This window comes from endosymbiont DhMRE of Dentiscutata heterogama, from assembly GCF_002888635.2.
In the GTDB taxonomy this organism is placed as follows: domain Bacteria; phylum Bacillota_I; class Bacilli_A; order Mycoplasmatales; family CGIF01; genus CGIF01.
In genome coordinates this window covers 129,899-154,560 of record NZ_LN828718.1, presented here as the reverse complement: position 1 = coordinate 154,560, position 24,662 = coordinate 129,899, and the positions used below count along the sequence as shown (strand labels likewise).

Here is a 24,662-nt window from a genome sequence, read left to right as displayed (position 1 = left end):
ATGAACATAAAGTTATATCCTTATCAAGAAGAAGTAGTCAACAAAATAGAAGAAAAGTTCGACCAATATTTAGAAAAGGTTTTTAAACAAGAAATACCTAATGAACTCCCTTTTGTCTGTTTCTTAAAGTCAATTACAGGAAGCGGCAAAACTGCCATGCTAACTGCTACTGCTAACCGATTACTTAAAAAAAGTAAGAATACAATAGTTCTTTGACTAAGTTATAGCAAAGTAGTGGTCGAACAGACTTTAAAGAATCTTCCTAGTAAGCTTAACCCTTTGATTCCTAAAGTAGAAGTTTATCCTCTTTCTCAATTACGTTCTACTTTGCCAACTACTGCTGGTCATGTTATTTATTTAGCCACTACTAGCACTTTTAATATCAATGTTAAGAATAAGGAGGATTATCGCTTAATTTATGATAAAGGAGAAGATGAAGGAGGTATTTCGGGTTGAGAGTTATTAAAACAGAGAACTTTTGCTGGAGAAAAGCGAAAACTATTCATTATTTACGATGAAGGTCACCACTTTACTTCTCAGCAAGTAGACATGTTATTAGAATTAGAGCCAGAAGGGATAATTCTAGCCTCAGGAACTCCAACTTATGCTGGAAGATTAGGAGGCTTGATTAAAGAATCAGGGCAAAAAATGGAAGATTTAATTGTAGCAGTTCCTACTTCAGATGTAGTTGGCGAAGGGTTAATTAAAACTAAATTGCGGTCTATTGGTTACGATGAATCATCATCAATGGGAGAAATAATCAATAGTTTAATAGAAGACTTAAATAAGTTGAATAAATTAGCCAAAAAGAAAGGTTTATCAAACTTAAAAGCCATTTATGTCTGTAAAACTAATCTATTAGAAACCGAAACTAGGCAAAAGGATAATCTAGATTTGCCCTTTGAGCAAAGAAAGTCACCTCCTATTCTAATCTGATGACATTTAGTAGATAAGTGTAAAATAGACCCTCGTAAAATTGCTGTTTGTGCTAGGGTAGACTTTAATAAAGATAATCCTCCTGACAAAAGATTTAACCTTTTTGACAGTAGCACTAAAAATAGTGATTATCAAACTTTTTTAAAAGGTAAATATGAACACATAATTTTTAACAAAGGATTGTTAGAAGGTTGAGATGACCCTCTCGTTTACATGGCTTACATTGACCGCAATATTGGAGGTGATATCCAAGCCGAACAGTTAATTGGCAGAGTATTAAGAATGCCAGAGCGACACCATTACGAACAAGATTTTGAAGACCTTAATACTGCTTACTTTCATATTAAGGCTAACAGTAACGAAGAATTTAAGGAAATAGTGAAAAAGATTAATAAAGAGTTAGAAAATACTGTTCCCGAGATTAAAAATGAAATAATTTTAGCCTCTGAAAAAGATAAACTAACCATTTGCCCTACCAGAAAAACAAGATATTTTCCTAAGATAGGAACTATCAATGAAGACTTAGCCAAATTAAATATTCAATACATTTTAGAAAATAAGGTTAAAGACTATTCTAAAGTTTCTCCTTCTTTCGTTGAACCATATGGAGGAAGAACTATTACAGACATTGAGATAGGCAAAAAATCTCCTGCTATTAGTAAGTGAGAAAAACTTGCTAGTTATAACAAAGTAAGTGTTAAAGATGTCTTAAGAAGGAATATTATTAGAATTAACCCGCGAGCTTTAGATTTAACTGATTTTAACCATAAGATATATAGGGAAAAACTGAAGTTTCCAATTGGAGTTAACTCAGATGCTGATAATGAATTAAAAATCATTGCTCGGGAAATTGTCAATACTTTTATGAACACTATTAAGTTAATTACTGCTTATGATAATTGCAAACCAATTCCTAGTATTAGCATAAATAAGAAAAAAGATATCTATGAATTTGACAATAGTGTTCATCAGTATTATAGTAATCTAAATCCATTAGAAGAAGAAGCCGCTAAAGTAATTGATGGTTTAGGTCTTGATTGAACTCGTAACCCAGTTTTTAGCGGTTATGGAATCCCTCTATTGAGTAAAGGAACTACTAAAAAGTTCTATCCCGACTTCTTAGTTTGGTTGAATGATGATTTGGTAGTGGCTATTGAGACTACAGGCAAGAGTTTATTACAAGATAAAATTGATAGGAAATTGTTTAAAATTGAAAGTTTTGATAGAGAGAAAGCCAAAGCAAAGTCAGCAATAATTCCACCTAGCAAAGTGGTAGTAGGAGTAATAACCACTACTAACAAGAAAGATAAATACCAAGTTTACCAAGTAAATGAAAATAATCAACCAGTTCCAGTTAGTGAAGCAATAGATATGGAAGAATGTGTTAAGTTGATATTAGAAACAGTTTAATATTTCAAAACAATTACATAAACATATAAACACCTATAAAATTATATATATGAAAACTAAAAAGAAAAAACCAATCTCACCACTTAACTCCCCTAAAGAAGTTCAATGCTTTCAGTGCCAAAAAACTTTTTCTCTTACTTTTGTGGTTCCTAAATGAGATTACAGCTCTAAAAACAATTGAGACTATTGAACCGAAAAAGAGGAAAACAAAGGAAAGTATATTTGTAATGATTGCTTGCTGGATTTATATTATAACCATAAAAAAGAATACTGAAAACTAGTAACTAATTTAAGAAAGAGACAACAAATGCGAACTTATGTTTATGATGGCACTATTTCTTAATTTTTTTACTTTTTATTACATATACATATAAATACCTACAAAATGATACAAGAATATAACCTTAGAACTGAACAAATAACTAAATTGCGAGAGAAGAAAGCTTCTTGAAAATGAATTGCTGACTTTTATCAAGTTAGTGAAAGAACTGCTTATCGCTGGAATAAATTAGGCGAATCAATCAAACTAACTGAGTCAAAAGTAGGATGTAAGCCAAAAATCAATGAAATTGTTTTGCCACTCTTGCATGATTATATAGAAAAACACAATACTAAAACTCAGCATGATATGCTTGATTACCTATTTCAAGAAACAGGTCTAAAAGTAAATCAATCAACTATTTCTCGAACTTTAAAAAAGCACAATATCACTTATAAAAAAGCTGAAAAGCAATATTCGGAGCAAGATAAGGAGAAAGTCAGACAATTTGTTATTGATAACTTTTGTTTACTATCTTCATCTTCTTTTTATGCTCTAGATGAAAGTGGTTTTAACTTGGGAGCAGTGCCTGGTTATGCTTACGCTCCCAAGAATCAGCGAGCAGTAGTTAAAAGACCTGGTAAGAGAGGTGAAAATTACACACTACTTTTGTGTGTTAGGAATGTAAATAGTAATGCAGCGATAAGTTGGAAAATGATTAAAGGCGGAGCCAAGTCAGCAGATTTTCACCACTTCCTTAGTAGTGTTGAATTTCCTGCTGATGAAAAAAAATACTTGTTACTGGATAATGCTCGCATTCATCATGCGACTGATTCTTGTAAGAAAGTTAAATTATCAACTATTGCTGAGTTAGCTAAGAAAAAGAATATTGAACTCAAATATTTACCTGGTTATGCACCCAAGTTAAATCCAGTCGAGAATTGTTTTAGCGTAATAAAAAGTTATTATAGACAACAAAGGCCTAGGAGCGAAAAAGAGTTAATAAAAGTTATTGAGGAAGCGATAAAGGAGTTACAGAAGCATGATTTAACTAAATATTTTAAGAGTTGTTTTAGAACTGACATTTAATTTGCATAATGCTATAGTTAAATCAGCGGACAACACTCCCACTCATTTATTAATCCTGAATTACTTGTGGTTCTACTTAACTCTAGTGCAATTGCTCGGCGTTAAATTTTATATGGTTTTAATAATTGCTTCGAGAATTTCACTCGGGTGAATTAAAGGATAATTTTCGGTAATCATAATTTATAATTTGTAGGGGGGATAAAACCACCCCCCAAAATATTTTATCTATTTTTAACCTCCGGTAAAATATCCACATCTATTTTTCCTCTTTCTTCGGTCCTTCTTCCGGCAAATCAGCTTGTCGCATTAGCACTCAACCCAAAAGGAGCAGGCTACAAATGGTTACAACTCCAAGACCGATACTTAATTTTGTAGAACTAGAATTTTCACTTCTTAATTTATTTATTTCACCACTAATTATGCTATTTCTAACTTCCTCAACTTTTTGAGAGGAAGTGGCATTTTGTAGAGTTTTTTTCTGTTCTTCGGACATTTTAATTCCTCATTTTTCCAAGTTAGTTTTAGTATTGTTTCTTAAAGTATTAGGGTTAACATTCTCTTTGTTATCATTTTTTAATCGAGTATTTTCAGTTTTTAATGTATCCTTTTCAGTTTTTAAATTATCTCTTTCGGCCTTAATGGTGTTGTAATCGGTGCTTGCTGGTCGACCCATTAATTCTTTAATTTTAGCAATAATTTGCTGTTGATTAGCATTATTCCCCACTCCTAATTCGGTTTTTATAGCGTTTAATTGACTTTCTAAATTAGTTTTTTCAGCTTTTGCAGTAGTCAATTCTGCTTTGGCAGTTTGGGCTTCTTGCTTGGCTTGGTCTTTTTCACTATTAGCACTGCCGGCCACTTTACTTGTTAACTCATTTTTTAACTTATCTTTATCTATTTTACCGTTATTTCTTACTGAATCTGGCAACTTGTCGTTTGGACTCAGACCTAGCAATTCTTTCAAAGCATCCTTGGCTTCTATAAATCCATCTAATTTGTCCGAGTGAATAAATCTAATTTTAGGAACTCCGCGTGCTTTAAGTTCATCAATAGAATCAACATCTTCAATTCCTTTAATCTTATTCAACTTTTTGCAATTGTTGATGTTTAACGTTTTCAGATGCTTGCAAGTTTTAAGCGAGAGTTCTTCAATTTCCTCACAATTTATACAAAGTAAAGTTTCTAGTTGATTATCACCGTTCAGCACCATATCATCAAATTTTAATGTTTTTAACTTTTTATTCTCATTGACATCTATTTTTTTAAGTTTTGGACAATTGCGGATAATTAATTCTTCTATTTCATTGTTACCTTTAAGATCAATTGTTTCCAAATCTGGATAGCCTTCAATAACTCCTTTGCCGGTTAATTTATCTGTTGGTGCTGTTTTTTTCGAATCATCTATTTTTATTATTTTATTTCCCCCGCTAGGGTCGTAGTTGTCTTTTAAATATTGTTGAATGTCTTTATCTGCCATATTAAATTATTTTTTTAATTCTATCTCCAAATATTTTTTGTACTTGTCAATCCTTAAATGTTCTTCATACTTGTCACCAAAGTAATCTTTCAAACTTGTTTCCAGCACCTTAACTCGTAGGTTTAATTGATTAATTTTCTCGTCTTTCTCATCTACCTCATTTTGTTTATCTCGTAAATCATCATTCAATTGTTTTTTTTCTCTTCCTAATTCCCTTATTTTTTTTAAATAATTATCAATTAGTTCCGTTTTCTGCCTTAACTCTTCTTCAACTTTTTTCTGCTTGATTTGATAATCTTTTTTCTCCTTAGTCAAATTATCATTTTCTTCTTTTTCCTTTAATCATTTATTTCTCCAAACCTCTTTTAGTTTTTCCAAGTCGGATAATTTTTTTTCTAATTCCGCTACTTCCTTTTGAAAGTTAACAATAGTTTGTTGACTTAAGTTACTCTCTTGTTGAACTTCTTTAATTTGTGCTAATAATTTTTCTCCGGTCAACTCTGTTTGAGTCTCTTGCTCTTTATGAAAAGGTTCAGCAATAAATATCTCCTCCTTACTATTAATAGTAATTCCGCCAAAAGTGGGGCTTTTTTCTAATACTTGTGGAGAGATATAAACGGTATGAGGAATATCCTCGCCTAGGGGTAAATCAAGTTCTTTCATTAGATCATGTGGGATATCTAATTGGATTCACTGTCCGTCAACCGCAAAACCATATCTTTCGCACAGGAGCTTGTCTTTCCACTTTGGATTAGTAGAACCGCAATAATTGCCGACTTCGGTAGTTAAGGTCAGAAAATTATCTGGAATGGGAGTTGGGGTTTTTAAATCCGTTTGGGTGGATTTTTCATTTTTAATAATTTTTTCTTCTGCGTAAGGAAAAATGTCATTTTTAATGTTTACCATATTCTACTTATTATCCTTGTAGTATTTGCGCTTGTCAACCACTTCCCTCATTTTCTAAAAATCATTCTACTATTTTAGCATAATCGGCTGCTGAAATATTGGCTCTGGCATCTCTTTCGGCTACCACTTTGTCGTAATCATTTAATTTTTGTTGTTGTTCGGCCGTGAGAGTGGCACCCGTTCCTGCCCCCCCTGTTTCTTTGGCCGCTTGGTCTGGTGTTTTATTAGGAAATTTATCCTTTCACTGACCCAACTCATTTTTCACTCCATCAAATTCATTTTTAGGAACCATACCTTGATTTTTGGCTGCTGCTTCCAATTTGTCTTTCTGAGCGGGGTCGTTCGGATTAATGTAATCTTTGAACTTGTCCTCTGTATTTTTTACCGCTTTGTCTTCTGCGTCTTTTGCTGCTTTGTTTAAATCCTCTTGGGTCGGTCGGTTTTTTAAGTCATCTAATTTATTTTTTCAATCGTTCGGCAAAGGGTCATCAGAAGTCGAACCCAATGCGGAATTAATGGCTTCTTTTCATTCCTTAAACTTTTTGCCATTAAGTCCGGGCGTGTCAAATAAATTAACCGATTGCAATTTAGTCAAATTTTCCCAACCCTCTATTTCTGTAAGATTAGGATTGCGGACCACACCCAATCAGGCGAGATTAGGAAATTTACTAAGGTCAATTTTAGTCAAATTATTGCCGAGTAATTCCAGTCATTCTACATTAGAAAAAACACCTTGGAAAATAATCTCGGCAATTCCATTATCATTAAATCTAATCTTTTTTACTTGCGGACAGTTGTCAATAGTTATTTTAGTTATTTTATCCTTAACATTTTTTTTATCTTGCCTAGTAAAATCAATTACTTCCACCTTTGCATAGTCCTTAATTACTAATTCACCACTCAACTCTTCCACTGGGTTTTCCTGGTCGTGTAATTTTATTTTGCTAACAGTCTTGTCAGAATATTTGGTATCTAACCAATTTTGTGCTGTTTTTGTCATACTAATTTTTAATTGTATTTATTTCTATATTAGCCTGATATTGAATATCCAATCGTTCCTCATAATTCTCACCATAAAGTTCTTTTATCCGTAATTCTAAATTATTTAATTTTGCCATTTTTTGCTTGGCTTCGGCTGCATTATTAGGATCTATTCCAATTGCGTCCATAGTGTTTTTCAAATCATCAAATTTTTTCCCTTTATCATTCAGATCATTAAGTTTACTTTGATCGATTTTGCCATCCACAATCAGGTCGGGATTTTTTTCTACTAAATCGTCATAGTTATTGCCTTTTTCCGCCTTATCTTTTATTTCTCCCAACTTACTTTCATCCACTTTACCATCGGTGCCAAATAGACCCGGTAATTCTTGCTCTAATTTTTCCTTATTTTCCTTATTTTTGTCTAATTCGTCTTTAATCGCCTGTTTGATTTCATCTAAACTTTTTCCTTCTCCGTCTAATCCCAATTCTTTTGCTATTTCTTTTAATTCTTCTTCATTAGCCTGATCCAATATTTTCGTCAGAGGAAAAGTTTGATAACTATCTCAACTGATTAATTTAGAGAGATTTTTTATGCCATTAGCAAATTTGAGAGTGGCTGGATTGTCGCGAAAATAAAGCATTTCTAATTCAGTATTTTTGCTAATGTCAATTTCCTCTAACTTATTACCTCCAAAACTCAATTTTTTCAGTTTAGATAAGTCAGTCAATCCCTCTATTTTAGTAATCTGATTGTCGGATACAAAAAGTGTTTCAACAGTTGGACAATTAATGATTTTTAATTCGGTTATTCCCTTGGCTCCACCCAAAAAAATTTCTTTTAGTTGGGGATAATCCTTAATTTCTAATACTCCTTCTAATTCTGTGCCTTTACTAATTCTTATTGCGGTTGTTTCGTTTTTCTTATTTTCGTAACTATCTGTTAGCCATGTTTGAGTGTTTACCATATTATTTTTAGATTTATTTTTACTTTGTAATTATTTAATTTTGTTGGGGAGTATTTATTAACTCCCCGCGTTTTTTTCTTTTCATCTATCTCCTTTTATTCATGCTGCTGCAAGATGCTTGTTAACCATGATTAGTTTGGATTACTTACTTCTATTTGAGCCTGGATTTCTATTTCTTTTCATCTTTGTTCGCCAAAATAATTAGTAATCAAGTATTCTTTAATTTGGTCGTATTTAGAAACAGCAGTCTTTTTCAGCAATTCGCGTAAGGTTTCTCAGGCGGCCATATATTCCCGGTCGGCATTGTATTCTACTTGTCCCTCTGAGTCCACTTTATTCTGTCCCCATTCCTTATCTAATTCTCTATAACCATCCAAAGTGTCGGTTTTTATCGCATTTTCAATTTTGGGTTTCATTTCCTCCGCTACCGTTTTGCCAAAATTTTGGCTATACATCAAGGCCACGATATAACTTTTATCATCCTTTTTGTTATTTTCAACTAAAAATTTTCATCTTTTTCATTTAAACAGAGTCTCAGTTAAATGCTTTTTAATTTCTCCCATAGTTGTGGTTGGTGTGGGAGTAAGTTCAATTGCTTTTTCTTCCCTAATCAATTTTGCTTCCTCCTTGAAATTAGCGGGCAGTTCGGAGTCATTATCAATGTCAGCATCACTGGGTAAATCTTCTTTCTTGGTCTTGCCGGAAATATTTTTCTCAATTCAATCCTTAATTTTTTGTTCTGCTTCATCCTTTTTGTCCATTAATGTTTTGACAGTATCTTCTAAATCCTGTTTATTAGTTGCTTTTTCAAGTTGAGATTTTTCTGCTTCCGTTAGACTTCAAGATTTACCATCCAGACGCTCTTTTTTGTACTTTTCTTTGGCCGTTTTTAAAGCCGTAGCCGTATCGATTAACCCATCCAATTCCAGTACATCTGTCCCTAACTTTTTTTGTAATTTGTCGATTTCTCCTTCTTCATTGGTATTGCTTCAAGATTCATATAAATCAGTAAACAATTTTTGCCTAAATTGTTCTCAACTCTCCTTTTCCAAATCGTCTAAAGTTAAGTTTTTATCAGTTAGCCCTTTTTTAATATATGCAGGTAGTCATTCTAAATAGAATTTTTTATAAAGTTCTGTGGTATAAGCCACATCATCCCCCGTGTAAGTTAAAAACGCATTTAATAAATCGTCTTTATTCTGGGTCTTTAGATTTTTGACAACAACATCATCATCTAACTCGTTAATGGAAAATAAATTTTCTAATTTTGTCTTTGCTTCTTCTTTAATTTTTTCAACTATATCGTCGTCCTCAGTAAACCGTTGAATAAAACTTAATAAATCTTTTTTCTCAGTTGCATCTGAATACTCATTTCATTCTTTCTTAGTTCTGTCGTGATTTCATTTCGCTTCTATATCGTTTATAGCGTTGGGGTATTCCTCTTTTAACCAATCTAAGTATTTTTCTATCTTTATTTTAGTCCCGCCTCCTTCTTTGCTTAAAACTTGAAAAAGGGTTCTTTCGCTGGCTAAATCCTGAAATTTTATGGAAACTGTTAATGTTCTTTTCATATTATTTTTATAGTCTTATAGTCTAGGTTCTAATTGCTAAAAATTTTCATCATTTTGATTATCCCGTTATTTATTATTTATCAGGTTGGACTTGTAGGGCTTCATTCATTAAGTTTTCTGCTTTGGTTTTATATTTTTGTCGTTCGTTAATAACATTTAGATAGAAAGGATTATCTTTAGCATCTATTTGAGTGTAGTTTTCTACTACTTTTCAATTCTCATTAATGTTGTCAATCCTCTTTTTTAATTTAGCGTCAATTTTTTTTAATTGTGCTTTTAATTCTTCAGCTTTTTCGGTAGCACAAATACAGGCCACCACTTTAAAGGCCATTTTCATACTTTCTCTATTTTCTAAGGTTAATTTTTCATCAACAATATCTTCATAGTCAAAATTGGTTCCATATGTTTTTTTCCAAACTTCATCACTTTTAAATCTTTTACCAATGAGACTGCTGGAGATTTCCATTGCTTGGAAAAACAGGGTCAATTCTTTGCGAATATTTTGTCGCACAATTTTCATAAGTTCTTCCTTATCAGACTTTAATTTCGTTACTTTGGCCTCAGCTGCGGTTAATGCTTGACTTACATCTTCCGCTCCCTCTGAGTATTTATTTGCCGGAAAAGCCCCAAGTCATTTATTCAAATCGGTTTTAATTGTCTCATAGTCTGCGGGCTTTAAATCTGTCTCGGTGTGCTTCTCCAATTGGTCAGGTGTGTGTTTTTCTTGGTTATTAAGTATCTTATTATATTCCTCTTGGGTAATATTTGGTCGTTTATTTAATGTTTCAATATCGGCTTTTAGTTGTTCGGGGGTTTTATTAGGAAAAACATCAGTATATTTTTTTAATTCCCCTTTGGTAGTATCTCGTTCTTGTTCTGCCTTGGTTTTTTCATTAGTTAGAGTATTTATTGTATCATTCCTTTTACCAAGTTCAGTATCCTTATCGGATAATTGTTTATTTAAGTCTTTTATTTTGTCGGGCAAATCTTTATTATCATCAACTATTTTCTGTAAGTCCTTAATGGTATGATTAAGGTCTGAAATAGTGGTATCCTTGGCTTGATTATCAGCAGTTAATTTGGTATTATTAGTCTGGGAATTAGTTAAATCAGTTTGTAGTTTTTGTTTATCTGTTGTTAAGGTGGTTATTTGGGAATTAAGGTTGGTTTTATCTTTTTCTAATTGGGTTAAAGCATCGGCGACTTGGGTTAGTCTGGCGACAGTTATATCGTCTCCAAACTTTTTCAAAGTATCATACTTAATTCAAACATTAGTTAAACTATTACCCCAATTTGCTCATTCTGTTCATTTTTGTTCTGATGTTGCTTTTTCAGCCTGTAATTTTGGAACATTACCATCAGATATTTCTCCTCAATAGCACCCAATAGCGCCTAATAAGGTGACCTTTCATGTGTTAGTCTCTGGGCCTGCTGTCCTTGAAAAAAAACAAGCAGGGGAAAAAAGTTCACAAGTGCTACCTTTGCTCTCTTTGTTTCCAGCACCATCCGTTCAAAGAGTATTATTTTTAACATTTCAACCCCAAAAATCTAATCGGTTAAATAATGTCTGCCCTGAACTATTATTTCCCCAAGTTCCTTTAACATTTAAAAGTCATAAATCATTTTTAAACTCGTAGGTTGTTCCCCCTCCATTTGGATTTCCATGTTGATTTCCTTCAATTTCAAGCGATTTATCTTTGGTCTCAACTAAATAAGTAAACTTAACTCTGTCGATTGCTCCTGCTCCATCAACAACTACTTTTACTACTCTAATATTAGTAATTGTATCAGCACATTTATCTTTACTAACTCCTAGCTTTTGAGAAATAACATCCAAATCGTCTACTATTGTCCCATCCGTTCTACCATAATAAGAGGATTTATTATTGGTTAATTTTATTTTTCAGTTAATTGTCATAGTTTCTAATTTTTACTTTTTTAATATTGTCAACATTGTAAGTATTATTCTTTCAAATACTCAATATTTTTTTTAATAGTGCTAGTTCGGTGTCTGTGTTGTCATATGGGCTTTTGCTACCAAGATAATCAACATGTAGCACTCCCTCGCCTTGAAAAACAAGGGAAGCCCCCGCATCTAATAAATTTTTTCTTGCTTGATGCAATTCTGTTTTTGTTACCATATTCTTTTATTTATATTTATGTCTTTAATATATGTTTAGACTTAAAATTTAATTCTACTTTTTAGGTGTAATCAAACTCTTTTGAGTTAATTAACTTACTTTACTCTATATATATAAAATCCTAATTCCTTATTTATAGGAATTGTATCTTCTATATATGTTTCATTTTAGGATTTATTTTATTTTTTTGTTTATCAGTTATCATTTTGCTAATGATGATCCTGGTTTTTTCCCGGATTCTGTCATTTACTTATTAAAATTATGTTTTTAATTCAACTCTATTTTCTAAACTGGTTAATTTTTCAACTCTTACCTCACCTTTGACCTTTGTTTCTTTATCATCAACTTTTTTTTCGAATCTTATCAAACAGAGGGGAAACCATCCCCTCTCGTTTTTTTGTTAATTGAACTTTTATCATCAACCATCAGAACCTTTTGGAGGAATTTCAAACAAGGCTTCGCGATAAACTTCTTCTGTTTCTTTTTCGTAAACCACTTCATTGGGCACTTCTAATGTCCGCAATTGTGCTTGGGTTCCTTCTTTGATTTTTTTGTAAGGTTTGAATTTAATTGATAACTTGACATTTTCTCCTTTGGAATTTTGCGTTACTTTGACTTCATATTTAGTTTTATCTCGACAACCTAACAAAAACCCGCACATCGCTGCATCAGCATCCTCAGTAGCGTCAAATATATATTCATCTTTCTCGTTTTGTCTTCACTTTTTTAATTTGTCATTAGTTGCTTCTTTTAAGACTTTTTCCAATTTATCCTCTTGAAAATACTTCAGCATTTCACTTTCAAAAATATATTCTCCCGCCTCCCTAGCTTTTAGAGCATTGGCGGCAGCAGTAATTTTCTTTTTCGTTTCAGGATCTTTGGTTTTTGCAGCCTTGGCCAGCAAAGACTTCTTTTTTTCTGCCACTTTCTCTTTTTCCTCTTTGGTTACATTAAAAAGTTTAGTGGGGCTTAATTTACTTTTTAAATCTTTAATTAGCATAATGTGAAGGTATCTGCCGCCTTCATCTTGGCTCAACTCAGGAACAGGCTTGTCTTGGTTGTAAAAGTCAACTATTTTTTTAATCACATTTTTATCAATGGCTGCCACACCGCCCTTTTTTTCAAACTCCGCTACTAACAGTTTTGAGGGAACATCCTTGCTTAATTCTTTAGGAGGATAAACTTCAGCTTTCTTAGTTGTTGACATTCAAACTGGTTCAATATATATTCCATCCCGGCCTACACGACCCCTCTGTTGTAATCAATTATAAAATTCCGCCGGAACCTCTATTTCTTTTTCTACTCATTTGCCATTTTCCTCAACTACGATAGTTATAACTATATACCCCGTGGTAACGCAGTCAACATCACCAAGACTAAATCCCATCTCATAAGCACTGGAAAGAACAAAAATTAATGGAGGCTCCAAGGTCTTAATGATATCAGTGATATAGGGCCGTAAGGCATTATTAGCAATTATGACTTTCGTATCTTTTTCTAATAGTTCCACATCTATTTTGTCAAATTTTTTCTCTCCTTTATTTGGCTTCTTTCAGACAATCGAGACACCTTTTTCATCCTTTTCTGGCTTATCAGCAAAGATTAATAATTTTCGTTTAAAAAGATTAGGATGTCTTGGTTTTGATGGGTCCTTTTCGTCTTTGAGGCCAGCCATTTTAGTAAAATCATTTAAGTAATAATCCTTGACATACTTGCTCGACAGTTGTATGGAAGTAGGTAATTTGGGATAAGTGGCTGATAAAAGCAGCACGCTAAATTGATCTTTTCGGACATTACGATGTAGTTCCTTTTCTTTTCCGTCTACCAGCCCTCCTATCAAACAGGTAATTAAAGTCCGATAAATGACCGGTATTTTTAAATGAGCTTCATCAAAATATACTCATGGTTTAATAATGCTCGGATTATTAACATAAGCATCTAAAAATTCGGTTCAGAAGAAGACATTAATCATATTGCTGGCTCCGTTATGGACCGTTTCATAAGGTTTGCCACCAACAGCAGTATGTTTTTTATAGCAGATTGGACACTTAATTACTCGATAATCAATGTCGTCTTCGGTATAAAGTTCACCATTTGCTTTCCGTTCTTGATTAGCAATTTTCTGCTCCATTTTTTTAATAATGTCTAGAGCCGCTGCTTCGTCTGATAGCCAGTCGTTGTGACCGCTTAAAACCGAACCCACCAAGGATTTTTCAGGAACTACTAAACTAACTCCTAATTTGGCTCGATCGGCTTCGGATAAAGCATCCACTTCTTCATTACTCAGTCCTCGAAAAGCCCCACATCTTAAAAGAGTAGTCGACTTTCCTCCTCCGGTGGGAGCTGATTTTACGGCTGCTCCTTTTTCAATTCTTTCATCCTGCACGGGGCTAGCGGTATCAAAAGAGTTATCTACAGTAGTCCCACTAACCTTAAACTTGGAAGTGCTAGAACTAGGATTTATTCAATCTCTCATGGTTAGCGGTGGATACTGGTTAGGAATTACTCGACCACTAGGAAAAGGAAAATCCTCTGCTACTCCTTTGCCTTTGGGATCTAGTTTTAAGGCTTTATTCAGAGCTTCTGGGCTAATGGCTGGTTTTATTTCATCTAGTTCTAAGTCAGTTTGATTTAATGATAATAATTCTGGCGAAAATTCTTTGGTCAAATCGATGTCATTACCACCCACTTTCAAATTAGCAATTTTATCTTCTAAATCTGCCATTTGTTGTTTTAGCAACTCATATTCCTCTTTTGTCACCGCATCAGTAGCTGGGGGAACCACTTCGCTCGCTGCTGCTTGCCCCTCGGATTCGGTTTCCAATTTTTCAATCTTTTTTTTCAAATCGGCATTTTCACTTACTAAACCATCTATCATTTCAGTCAATGTCTTTCCATCTACTATTATGGATTCTGAACCTTGTTCTTTAATTAATTTTCAAAGTTCTTCTATTCTTGTTTCAATTTCCGTCTTTGGCATAATGCTATTCTTACTCGTTTTATTTTAATTATTGAATATGTTTAAAAATTATTTCTTACAATCACTACTGTAGCAATTACGTCAAATTATAGCAAATTAGGAGTGATTGATTTCGAGGTTATTCTAATTTGCTATCTCATATCGTCCCGACCATAAGCAATTGATATTAATTACACAATATACATAGAATTATTAATTCCTTATTACTAATAGGAATTTCATTGATCTATATATTTGTTTTTACGCACTTTGACATCCTTGCTACACTTTTAAATTAATGATGCTATACTCAAAACCTTAAAAAATATAATATTAGAACATGTTCTATTACCTGTGAAAAAAAAATACTTTAAAAAAATTTTCGACTCTACGCGATAAGATAATCGCTTTGCGAAAAAAGACTAAACTACTGACTGAAGAACAATTACAGAAAAAGTTTGCTTATTATCGGCAAAGAGTTCGCCGGATGCCTAAAAAAGGCCGTGAAAAGTCCTTGGATAAATATCTGGTTCCAGTTTTTGCTCTGGTGCGTGAGGTTATTAAGCGCAAAACGGGGCTTTTTCTGTTCCCTACTCAAATATTTGGAGGAATAGTACTTCATTATGGTAATATCGCTCAAATGAATACGGGAGAGGGCAAAACCTTGACTGCTTTTTTGCCAATTTGCCTCAATGCTCTCTTGGGACGAACGGTTTTCGTTATTACAGTCAATGAATATTTAGCCCAAAGGGATTGAAGTCTTGCTAAACCTATTCTCGATTTTTTCCAAATTAGTTCTGGAGTTAATTTGACTAATATTTCGACTGAGGAGAAAAAACGACTATATAATGATTGCACGGTCATTTATACTACCGGCAGCGAATTAGGATTCGATTATTTACGGAATAATTTAGTGACTAATATTGAGGACAAAAAAAAACAGGACTATTATTACGCGATCGCTGATGAAATCGATTCGCTTTTTATTGACGAATGTACTAATCCCCTCATCATTTCCCAAAGGGTTCAAGGAGAAAATGTCATTAGTCCAGCCGAATACCAATTGGCTACCAAATTGGCTAATGCTTTAGTAGAAAAAAAAGATTACAAAGTCGACCAAAAAGAAAGAGAGGTTTGGTTAACGCAAAAAGGGATCAAAAAATGTGATAAATTTTGACAAATAGATAATCTTTTTGCTTTCAAAAACCATCGTTATAATTTTCTGCTTCATAATGCCCTGAAAGTCAAACATTTTTACTTCAAGGGCATTGATTATATTGCTGATAGAGAGGAACAAAAATTAGTGTTGATTGACGCCTTGACTGGTCGTTTGGTGCCAAATCGAGTTTACAGTTCTGGTATTCACCAAGCTATTGAGAGCAAAGAGAATTTGCCAGTCAGCATCAAAAGCAAAACCATTGCAACTATCACCTACCAAAATTTTTTCCGCCTCTTTGATAAATTGTCCGGCATGACCGGGACCGCTGCGAGCGAAGCGGATGAGTTTCGTCAAGTTTACGGCATGGAAGTGATTGCCATCCCTCCTTATCGAAAATTAATCCGTCAGGATCGCAACGATTTAGTTTTCTGGGACAAAAAGAGCAAATATGATTATATCATCAAATTAATCAAAAAAAATCAGAAAACTGTTCGTCAACCCATTTTGATTGGTTCTCCAAGCGTGGAAGTTTCCGAACATTTATCCTCGCTATTGAAAAAAGAAAATATTCCTCATAATTTACTTAACGCAGTCAATCATAAGCAAGAAGCCGAAATAATTGCCAAAGCCGGGCAAATTGGCACCATTACCATTTCTACTAATATGGCCGGACGGGGGACTGATATCATTCTTGATCTGGAATTTCTCCTATTTAACTTGAAATTTGTGGCTGAAAAACTTCGTGATATCGATACCGATGAGGCCAAAAAAGTTAGAGAAAAAATTAATGAATTTTTAAAATGGTGTTCAGAGCATAAAGAGGAAACGAAAAAAGTTAGAGAAAAAATTAATGAATTTTTGAGAGATTTGCGAGGCAAAAAATATACAAAAAAAGTTCAAGTAGTAATTGATAAGTTTGTAAAAGGTCTAGGAGTATTAGGAATAGAAAGAAATACTACTCGGCGGGCTGATAACCAGTTGCGGGGTCGGGCTGGACGCCAAGGAGACTCAGGCGAAAGTCAATTTTTTGTCTCTTTGGAGGATGAAATGTTAAAAAATTTTGGGGTTAAAGAACAAGTAGGCAAATTTTTCAACCAAAAACAATTAAAAGAACTTTTTCACAAGCCGTTAAGTGGCAAAATATTCAATTATCTCATTTCTGAACCCCAAGAAACTTTACGAAATGTTCACGCTTCCAACCGCCAATATCACCTTAATTATGACTTGCTTATTAATCGGCAAAGACAATTCATTTATAATTACCGTGATAAATTATTAAAGACAGATGACCTAACTAAAATAATCAAAAAAAAGTCCTCGGCTAAAAAAGGAGAAATTGTGTCTATCGAACAAGAATATTTAAAGGCCCGTTTGGTGAAAGAAATTGACAATTTTTGGTCGGAATATTTGGAATCTTTAAATAAAATCCGCACTTTAGTTAATGTCAGGGCTTATCTGCCCCAAGAACCCCAAGAAGCCTTTTTTTGAGAGACCATTAATTCTTTCCAGCAAGGATTTAGACAATTAAGCAGTAGGTTGGGAGATATTGCTTACCAGTAGAAAAATGACAAAACAGAGAATAACCGCCAATCCAGGAGAATGAATTATTACCCGCCGTGGAGATTTTGTGCGAATTAAAGATAGCGAAACAGCAATTGAGGAAAATTTAACCAAAATCCGCGAGCATTTAAAAAAACCATATCGGGGGTTGGTTCGTTTTCATGAAAAAACCTCCGAACAAATTGTCAAAGAAAGATACGATAAAGTTTTAGAAGAAGTTGATTTTGATTATGAGAAGTTTCATGACTGGATTTATGACGAGAAAAATAAGGAGAGAATTGAAATTATACCAAGAAAAATGATTTTTTCTGGTTGAGAGTATGAAATTGACGAGGTTGAATACCAACGAGATATAAATGCTGTTTTTAATTATGTTAAAGGTTCGAGGCAAAAATGGAGAATTAAAAAAGAAACATTAGTCAATGAAGAAACCGGACAAATAATTTATTTTAATCCCCAAATTAATGGAATAATTGATGATTTAAGGACAAATTGAGATTATCTATATAATGGCGACTCGGTCATAATCAGAGAACCAAGAGAATGCAAGCCAAAAGGAAAGCATGCCTCAACATTAATTTTTCTCCATGGCACTTATGGAGCCGGTTCTCTGAACCAATTAGTAGAAAAAATTCCGGGTCTAAAAATTATTCATCCTCATTCACCAACTCTCCAATACGATATGTGACATGGTTCATCAAGAGCCCCAGGTGGCCAAGAAAAAGGCTGAATCAATATTACTGGTGATGCTTGGGAAATTATGGAAAATGATGTTGTCCCAAACAATCCCTCCCAAGTAGATTACGAGAAAGTGGACCAGTCAATCCATTTAGATTATCCGCAATTGAGGCGGGCAATGGCTTATGTTAATGAGATTATTGAAAGAGAAATTGCCAGCGGCATCCCACCAGAAAAAATTTTTATTTCTGGTTATTCCCAAGGCGGCTTATTAACTTTGGCAATGGCCCTTACTTCCCAGCATAAATTAGGTGGATTTATTTCTCTTTGTGGTCTTTTACCACGACCAGATAAATTACTAAAAATAGCCCAAGACAAAAATAAGAACACTCCGATACTTATTATTAATAATTCGCATGACCGCTGAGTTCCCCTGTGAACCGGTCAAAAAACTTACGAGATTTTGAAAAATAAAGATTATAATGTTGAGTTCAAAACTAGACCGGGTTTGGGACACGGCTGAAAAGACGAAGACATAGTCGAATTTCTGGAAAAATGTCTGACACAGAAAATCTCCATTTCCAACCAAAATAAAACTAAATATTGACCGTGAATATTAGGGGGAACAGTTATAGCGATATTGTTCTTAATAATTTTTACTAAAATTAGGGCAAAAAAAAAAAAAAAAAAAAAACGTTAGACATCATATTAATATATGACCACAAGTAAAAATAATGATAATTACAAATTGATAATTGGACGCCACTGCCCCTTCAAAGCCCCTAATTACCTGTTAGGGGCAGTCAAGGAAGCATTAAGTTATGGTTCTAATGCCGTAATGATTTATTTAGGAGCGCCTCAAAACACTCGTCGTCGGCCCCTAACTGAGTTAAAAATACCGGAGTTTCGTCAAATTCTAGCAGAAAATAACATTGATATTGATAATGTGATAGTGCATGGACCATATGTGGTAAATCTAGCTAATCCTGCGCGTGCAGAAATTTTTCACTGATCGACGGAATTTCTAAAAAAAGAAGTTGCTCGCATGGAAGCAATTGGTTTAAAAACTCTTATTCTTCATCCCGGCAGTGCGGTCGATGCTCCCATTAATGAAGCTCTATCCCAGGTAGCCAAAGGAATCAATTTGGTTCTCCAATCAAGTTCCCAAGTTCGTGTCGTTTTGGAAACTATGTGCGGTCGGGGCAGCGAAGTCGGAGTAAATTTTGAACAGTTGAAATATATTATTGACCGAGTTGAACAAAAAGGACGGGTGGGTATTTGTTGAGATACCTGTCATTTGTATACGGCCGGTTATGACATTAAGGATAATCTAGAGGCAGTAATTAAGGAATTCGACCAGAAAATCGGTTTGGAAAAGTTGTGAGTTATCCATATTAACGACAGTGCTCAGGAATTAGGAGCCAAAGTTGACCGCCACGAAAATATCGGTTATGGCAATATTGGTTTAAAAGCCTTAAAAAAAATAGTTTGACATCCTAAATTAAATGGAATACCCAAAATATTAGAAACACCCCGCCGCCGCGAAGATTTTGTGGAAGAAATTAAAATTTTGAAAGAGAAAAATTAATTGTTTCCACTTTGCATTTATCAGCAAAAATTATTATTTTATATAATATCTAATTCTTGCAACCGCTTTCTGGCCTTATCAGCCTGAATATAATCACCCTTGTTTCGCCAATCCTGCCATTTCTTAATGAGTAGTTTAATTTCCAGATTATAAGTTGGCAAAGTAAATTTAAACCCTAATAAGTCGAGAATGAAGTAAAAATTATTAATTGTCTCGGAAAAGTTTTTCTTGTCATTCTCTCTCCGGTCGATAAATCTATTAAGAAAATTGATTATTTGTTCGAGAAAAAAAAGAACCTTAACTGTATTGAGATTATTCAGTAAATTAGCAACTATTTCTTGCTGTAAGGGTGTGGTATTCTGGACGACAATTTTTGTCTTATTCATGTACAAAAAAAACCTCAATTTTTTGAGAAGATTTTTAATTTTTTGTATGTAATCTGTGGCTTGTTGAATTAATTCTTCGCTTAAATTAATTACTTGATTATATTGAGCATTTAAAATTAAATATCTCAGAACATTAGCCCCATATTTTTGGCAAAATTGTTTAGCCGAAATAACATTACCCAACGATTTTGACATTTTTTCTTGACCTCAATTGATATGAGCGATATGGAGCCAAGTTTGGCTTAACTCGCGGCCATTGGCAACTAAATACTGAATCCTTTCATTTTCGTGATGGGGGAACAATAAATCATTGCCACCACCATGAATGTCAAGTGTTTGACCATGCAACAGTTTATTAATAAAAGCGGCACATTCGGTATGTCAACCAGGTCTTCCGGCTCCCCAGGGCGAGGGTCAATTTTTTCCGACTGTGGTCTTTTTTCAGAGTACGAAATCATGATTGCTTTCCTTATTTGCTGAAGTAATTTCACGTGTTCCTTCCTTTAATTTAGTGAGAACTTGGCCGGAGAGTTTGCCATACTCGGGATTTTTCTCTATACGAAAAAATACTTCACCAACTCGCTGGTAGGCCGCACCATTTTTGATTAATAAACCAATAAAATCTTGGATTTGGGAGATATAATTACTTACTCGCGGCCAGCGTGTAGCAAATAAAATGTTATAACGAATTAAATTAGTTCAGTAGGATTTTGCATAATGCCGGCTGATTTCAGACTCGGTTTTTTTCTCTTTTTGGGCCTTGATGATTATTTTGTCGTCAATGTCGGTAATATTTTGAATATAATTAACCCTAATATTTAAGTGTAGCAAAAGGCGGTGAAGAATGTCAAAAATGATGACTGGGCGCAAATTGCCAATATGAATGTGATCGTAAACGGTTGGACCGCACAGGTATATGTTGAGAGTTTGACCGGATTGGAGAATTAATTCAGTACTCTTTTTTTTGCGACTATTGAATAATTTCAGAACAAAAAAATTTTTTGCGTTAGCAGTATCACTTTCCATTAATTAAATTAACCTAATTTTGACCGACAAAAGTCACTTTATTTAGATTTGCTTCCGATACCCGCACGCAACTATAGTCTAATTGTGCCGCCGCAACTTTTTTTGCTGTCGCTTTTTTCGTCAAATTAGAACTCCCGTTATCACTATTCCCAGAAAACCAATTATTAAAATCGGAACCAGAACTTTTGTCAACCCAGGATTAGTACTGTCTTGGGATTTTTGACCCCGTAATTCAGCTAATAGAGCATCCACTTGTGGTTTTTCTTTTTGATAAGCCTGTTTTTGATACTTATTTTCAGAAATAATAAATTCTAGAATCTTGGTTATGGCTTCCTGTTTTTCTTGCGGTGAAAGATTTTTAATTTTCGCCCTGATTTGGGTTAAAAGGTTAGTTAGAGAATTATTGACTCCATTTTGGGCGACTTTTTCTTCTGCATAGGCCATTTTTTCCGGTGTGGGGTCGGCCTTGGCCTCCGCAACAGCGGCCTTCGTCTCCTCATCCATATTGCTGTCGGTTAAATTATTATTTTCTATCTGTTGGTCTAATAATTTTATTTGCGTTTGCTTGTATTCATCAGGATTTAGTTCCCGTAATCTATTTTCAATGGCTTGGATTTCGGATTCTTTTTCCTCATAACCATTAGAAGACCGCAATTCTTTGATTTGGGAGAGAATGTTAGCCAGATTTTGATAATTATTTCAATTTTCTTCTTGGCGGGCTTGGATCAAGAGGTCGTTTAAGCGGTTTTTTTCTGCTAATGCGGCTCTTTTGCTTCTAATATTGGCTAAAGTTTGGTCGCGGATTTCGTTAATTGCATTTTCGCTAGACGCTCGGTTAATTTCGGCTTCTCAATTCTGATTGGCTAATTGGCTTTCGTCAATGGCCGGCTGTTGGCTTAACTCGGTCCGAATTTGGTTGATGGCTTCCTGCCGGAGAGTATCGAGATTTTTGTTTCCTCCTCCACCGCCTCCGGTTTTGGTTTGTCTTTTCGTTCTTATATCTGCTAGAACTCTATCTTTGATTTGGTTGATTTGGTTTTCACCGTTGGGGTTGTTGACGGCCAGAATGTCAGCTCCATAATTCTGATTGGCAGCCTCTAATTCAGAAAGTTGGATTTCCGGGTCTTTTAGCATTTCCCCATCAATTTCAGCGATGGCGGTGTTTTTGAGACCGAGTAAAGGGTCGCCACCCCCTCCTTGTTTAGTATGCCTCTTATTTTGAATATCAGCCAACACTCGATTTTTAATCGCCGTAATAGTAGGCAAATCGTTCGCATTTTGAATATCGTGACGTCAATTTTGGTTAGTGGTTTCTAATTCATTAGTATTGATAGTGGGATTTTGGTTGAGGGCATTGTCAATGTCCGCGATGGCTGCGTCTCGGTCGGCTTGATATGGGTCTGTGCCTCCACTACCTCCACCTAGACCAGAACTGATTGGTCCTTTTCTTTTATGCTCATCACCACAATATATCTCTCCTTTCTCTCTTACTCATGCCAAGGCACTATTACGCCAAGTTTTAACAATGCCACAATAAGCGCACTTTTTAGCATTAATTCCATGGGAGCGACAATAAGTGTATAAACAATCGTGCGAGCAAAATAGTTCGTCTCCATTATTTAAATTAACCCACCATTTTCCGTTCTCCTGAAAGGGTTTATCATAACCGCACTGCGGACAATTTCTCGTGACTAGCGGTGGTGGTGGCGGAGGCGGTGGTGGTGCTCCGCCGGCTTCGGCATAGCCATGAGTTTCGGTCGTGTAGCCATTAAGGGCTTCTCACTGCTGTGCTCCGGCTTGGGTACAGAACCAACGTAAACTGATGTTGGACTCAAAACCAGTATGGCGGTCAATACATCTAACCACTCGCATGCAATTATCACACAAACATTGAAAAACTGTGCGACCTGCATCCATAATGTTATCGTATTGGTCTCAATCTCTTTTTTGCTCTACATCATTAAAAATCGCAAAGGCCTTTGCGATGTCATCTCAAGCATTTTTCTCATCCCGAGTAGGCGCTCGACCCTTTCCCTGACTGATTTTATCGGGGTGAAACCGCAAGGATAATTTATTGTACCTTTTTTTGACATCTGCTTTAGAAGCATTGTTGGGAAGACGAAAAACTTTGTAAATATGTAACCTTAAATGTCCATTAATTCCTTGTGTCATGATTTTGTAAAAATTTTGTTGGGTAATTAGTCTCAATTCGAGCCTGATATTGCTCCTCGCCGAGAATATTTTTTAGTTTTTCTTTTAGTCAATTAACTTCGACCTCCTTTTGTTTTATTCTAAATGTTATATCTAAATCATTGTAAATATATCCATCGGCATCTACATAATAAGTCCCTCTGTTTCCAAGAAACTCGTCAACTAGTTTGTATTCTCTTTCATATCACCATGCCAATTCGGTTCTATTTTGGCTTCTCTTTCAATCATCAAATAATTTTTCCAGCAATTCTCAGTCGTTATTGTCTATTTTGTTTTGATTAGTCCTCTTGCCAAAGCAACAATTTTGCCGCACAAACAATTCTCCAAATTTTTTGTTAGCAAAATCAGGAAATAAATGATAACTCCCATTTTGGTCCAAAGTAGCCTCCAAACTATCGCAAAAATTAGTCAAAACAATTTCTGACAATTCGCCGTATATTACTTGTTTTTCCGGTCTAATTTTAACTTTTAAGCCGTCGGAAATTACCACTTCCTTTTCTAGTCAGTTTTTAAAATTTTTTCAATTTACCATGGCATTATAATTTTGTTAACAAACTAGTCCTGGATTGTCAGAAAAGATTTTTCTGCTTTATGCCTAACTGTTTTTTTTTTTTTTTTTTTGTGAAATTACTGTCATATGACTATATATACAATTTATTATTATAAAATCAAAATGGTCGGAACGGCGAGATTTGAACTCGCGATCCCCTGGTCCCAAACCAGGTGCCTTAGCCACTAGGCCACATTCCGTGCTGATATATTTTTATTTTAACTTCTGGCGGAGATAGAGGGATTTGAACCCCCGCGGATTTTTACTCCCTAACAGTTTTCGAAACTGCCCCCTTCAGCCACTTGGGTATATCTCCATTATTGTAATTTTATTCTTTTAACCCCTCTTTTCTTTCAAAAAACTAGCAATAACTAAAATTACTTCTTTAGGCGGGTAGTCCGGAAATTTTTTTCTTATTTGACCTAAAAGATAATTGTGAACTTTTTGTTGGTTAGTGCTAACCATTTGAGTCAATTCGTCATTTCACAGATTTTTTAATTCTTTTTCTATTAAATTTTCGTTAATAGTGCCTTTTTTTTCATATTTTTTTACTAGCCAAGGCAAGGGTTTTTTTGTTTCTACCAACCCTTTAACTATTGATTTTATTTCCTCATTTTCTAATCTTTTTTCTTTTCACAATTGAAAAAGTTTTCAGTAGGATTGTCATTTTTTTTGAAAAAGGGGGAAATTATCCTCAGCCAAATAAGGACTTAAGTAATTGAGATAAAAAGTAATTCAATTTTCATATTCCCGAGTAGGGAAGGGATTGTTTTGCTCGGACATTAATTTTAATTTTTTGGTGGTTTT

General features: G+C 34.4%; 17 protein-coding genes, 2 tRNA genes and 1 pseudogene. 6 read left to right on the top strand and 14 right to left on the bottom strand.

Annotated features, from left to right (window positions below; all coding sequences use genetic code 4):
- Genes DHMRE_RS01065 through DHMRE_RS01055 form a run of 3 tightly spaced genes read left to right on the top strand, consistent with a single transcriptional unit; the run spans position 1 to position 3,694 of the window.
- The gene (locus DHMRE_RS01065; protein WP_322632542.1) at positions 1-2,346 is read left to right on the top strand and encodes a DEAD/DEAH box helicase; all 2,346 of its coding nucleotides are present in this window, start codon (positions 1-3) and stop codon (positions 2,344-2,346) included.
- A 49-nt stretch (positions 2,347-2,395) separates the two neighbouring features.
- Positions 2,396-2,689, top strand: coding sequence for a hypothetical protein (locus DHMRE_RS01060; protein ID WP_322632541.1), 294 nt, complete (start codon positions 2,396-2,398; stop codon positions 2,687-2,689).
- Positions 2,690-2,731: 42 nt separating this feature from the next.
- Positions 2,732-3,694: an IS630 family transposase gene (locus DHMRE_RS01055; RefSeq protein ID WP_322632540.1), complete on the top strand. Its 963-nt coding sequence runs from the start codon at positions 2,732-2,734 to the stop codon at positions 3,692-3,694.
- Positions 3,695-3,950: 256 nt separating this feature from the next.
- Here DHMRE_RS01055 and DHMRE_RS01050 read toward each other — a convergent pair whose 3' ends face one another.
- From DHMRE_RS01050 to DHMRE_RS01015, 8 genes are all read right to left on the bottom strand, one after another.
- Complete coding sequence (locus DHMRE_RS01050; protein WP_322632539.1) at positions 3,951-5,171, bottom strand: hypothetical protein; 1,221 nt, start codon at positions 5,169-5,171, stop codon at positions 3,951-3,953.
- 6 nt (positions 5,172-5,177) lie between these two features.
- Positions 5,178-6,077, bottom strand: coding sequence for a hypothetical protein (locus DHMRE_RS01045; protein WP_322632538.1), 900 nt, complete (start codon positions 6,075-6,077; stop codon positions 5,178-5,180).
- 10 nt (positions 6,078-6,087) lie between these two features.
- On the bottom strand, positions 6,088-7,077 hold the full coding sequence (locus DHMRE_RS01040; protein WP_322632537.1) for a hypothetical protein: 990 nt from the start codon (positions 7,075-7,077) through the stop codon (positions 6,088-6,090).
- A 1-nt stretch (position 7,078) separates the two neighbouring features.
- Positions 7,079-8,026 (bottom strand): leucine-rich repeat domain-containing protein, encoded by a 948-nt coding sequence (locus DHMRE_RS01035; RefSeq protein ID WP_322632536.1) that lies wholly within the window; start codon positions 8,024-8,026, stop codon positions 7,079-7,081.
- A 131-nt stretch (positions 8,027-8,157) separates the two neighbouring features.
- Positions 8,158-9,597 carry a hypothetical protein gene (locus DHMRE_RS01030; RefSeq protein WP_322632535.1) on the bottom strand — a complete coding sequence of 480 codons (1,440 nt, stop codon included), beginning with the start codon at positions 9,595-9,597 and terminating at the stop codon, positions 8,158-8,160.
- Between the two features lie 73 nt (positions 9,598-9,670).
- Positions 9,671-11,515, bottom strand: a complete 1,845-nt coding sequence (locus tag DHMRE_RS01025) for a hypothetical protein (RefSeq protein ID WP_322632534.1) — start codon at positions 11,513-11,515, stop codon at positions 9,671-9,673.
- Entirely contained in the window at positions 11,505-11,738 is a 234-nt protein-coding gene (locus DHMRE_RS01020) for a hypothetical protein (protein ID WP_322632533.1), read from the bottom strand. The genes DHMRE_RS01025 and DHMRE_RS01020 overlap by 11 nt, the downstream gene beginning before the upstream one ends.
- 412 nt (positions 11,739-12,150) lie before the next feature.
- Positions 12,151-14,718: a hypothetical protein gene (locus tag DHMRE_RS01015; protein ID WP_322632532.1), complete on the bottom strand. Its 2,568-nt coding sequence runs from the start codon at positions 14,716-14,718 to the stop codon at positions 12,151-12,153.
- Positions 14,719-15,037: 319 nt separating this feature from the next.
- Between DHMRE_RS01015 and DHMRE_RS01010 the strand changes: the two are divergent.
- The 3 genes and pseudogenes from DHMRE_RS01010 to DHMRE_RS01000 all read left to right on the top strand — a co-directional run.
- Positions 15,038-17,158: pseudogene (locus DHMRE_RS01010) on the top strand (DEAD/DEAH box helicase); the annotation flags it as partial.
- A 262-nt stretch (positions 17,159-17,420) separates the two neighbouring features.
- A complete protein-coding gene (locus DHMRE_RS01005) occupies positions 17,421-18,794 on the top strand; it encodes a prolyl oligopeptidase family serine peptidase (protein WP_322632530.1) in 1,374 nt (457 codons plus the stop codon).
- A 15-nt stretch (positions 18,795-18,809) separates the two neighbouring features.
- The gene (locus tag DHMRE_RS01000; RefSeq protein WP_322632529.1) at positions 18,810-19,682 is read left to right on the top strand and encodes a deoxyribonuclease IV; all 873 of its coding nucleotides are present in this window, start codon (positions 18,810-18,812) and stop codon (positions 19,680-19,682) included.
- Positions 19,683-19,720: 38 nt separating this feature from the next.
- Here DHMRE_RS01000 and cysS read toward each other — a convergent pair whose 3' ends face one another.
- From cysS to DHMRE_RS00970, 6 genes are all read right to left on the bottom strand, one after another.
- Positions 19,721-21,094 (bottom strand): cysteine--tRNA ligase, encoded by a 1,374-nt coding sequence (gene cysS / locus DHMRE_RS00995; protein WP_322632528.1) that lies wholly within the window; start codon positions 21,092-21,094, stop codon positions 19,721-19,723.
- Positions 21,095-21,172: 78 nt separating this feature from the next.
- On the bottom strand, positions 21,173-23,266 hold the full coding sequence (locus tag DHMRE_RS00990) for a DnaJ domain-containing protein (RefSeq protein ID WP_322632527.1): 2,094 nt from the start codon (positions 23,264-23,266) through the stop codon (positions 21,173-21,175).
- A complete protein-coding gene (locus tag DHMRE_RS00985) occupies positions 23,250-23,837 on the bottom strand; it encodes a hypothetical protein (protein ID WP_322632526.1) in 588 nt (195 codons plus the stop codon). The genes DHMRE_RS00990 and DHMRE_RS00985 overlap by 17 nt, the downstream gene beginning before the upstream one ends.
- A 142-nt stretch (positions 23,838-23,979) precedes the next feature.
- Positions 23,980-24,055 (bottom strand) — tRNA-Pro (locus tag DHMRE_RS00980).
- A 26-nt stretch (positions 24,056-24,081) separates the two neighbouring features.
- Positions 24,082-24,171: transfer RNA gene (locus DHMRE_RS00975), tRNA-Ser, on the bottom strand.
- 20 nt (positions 24,172-24,191) lie between these two features.
- Complete coding sequence (locus DHMRE_RS00970; RefSeq protein ID WP_322632525.1) at positions 24,192-24,638, bottom strand: hypothetical protein; 447 nt, start codon at positions 24,636-24,638, stop codon at positions 24,192-24,194.
- Positions 24,639-24,662 lie beyond the last annotated feature (24 nt).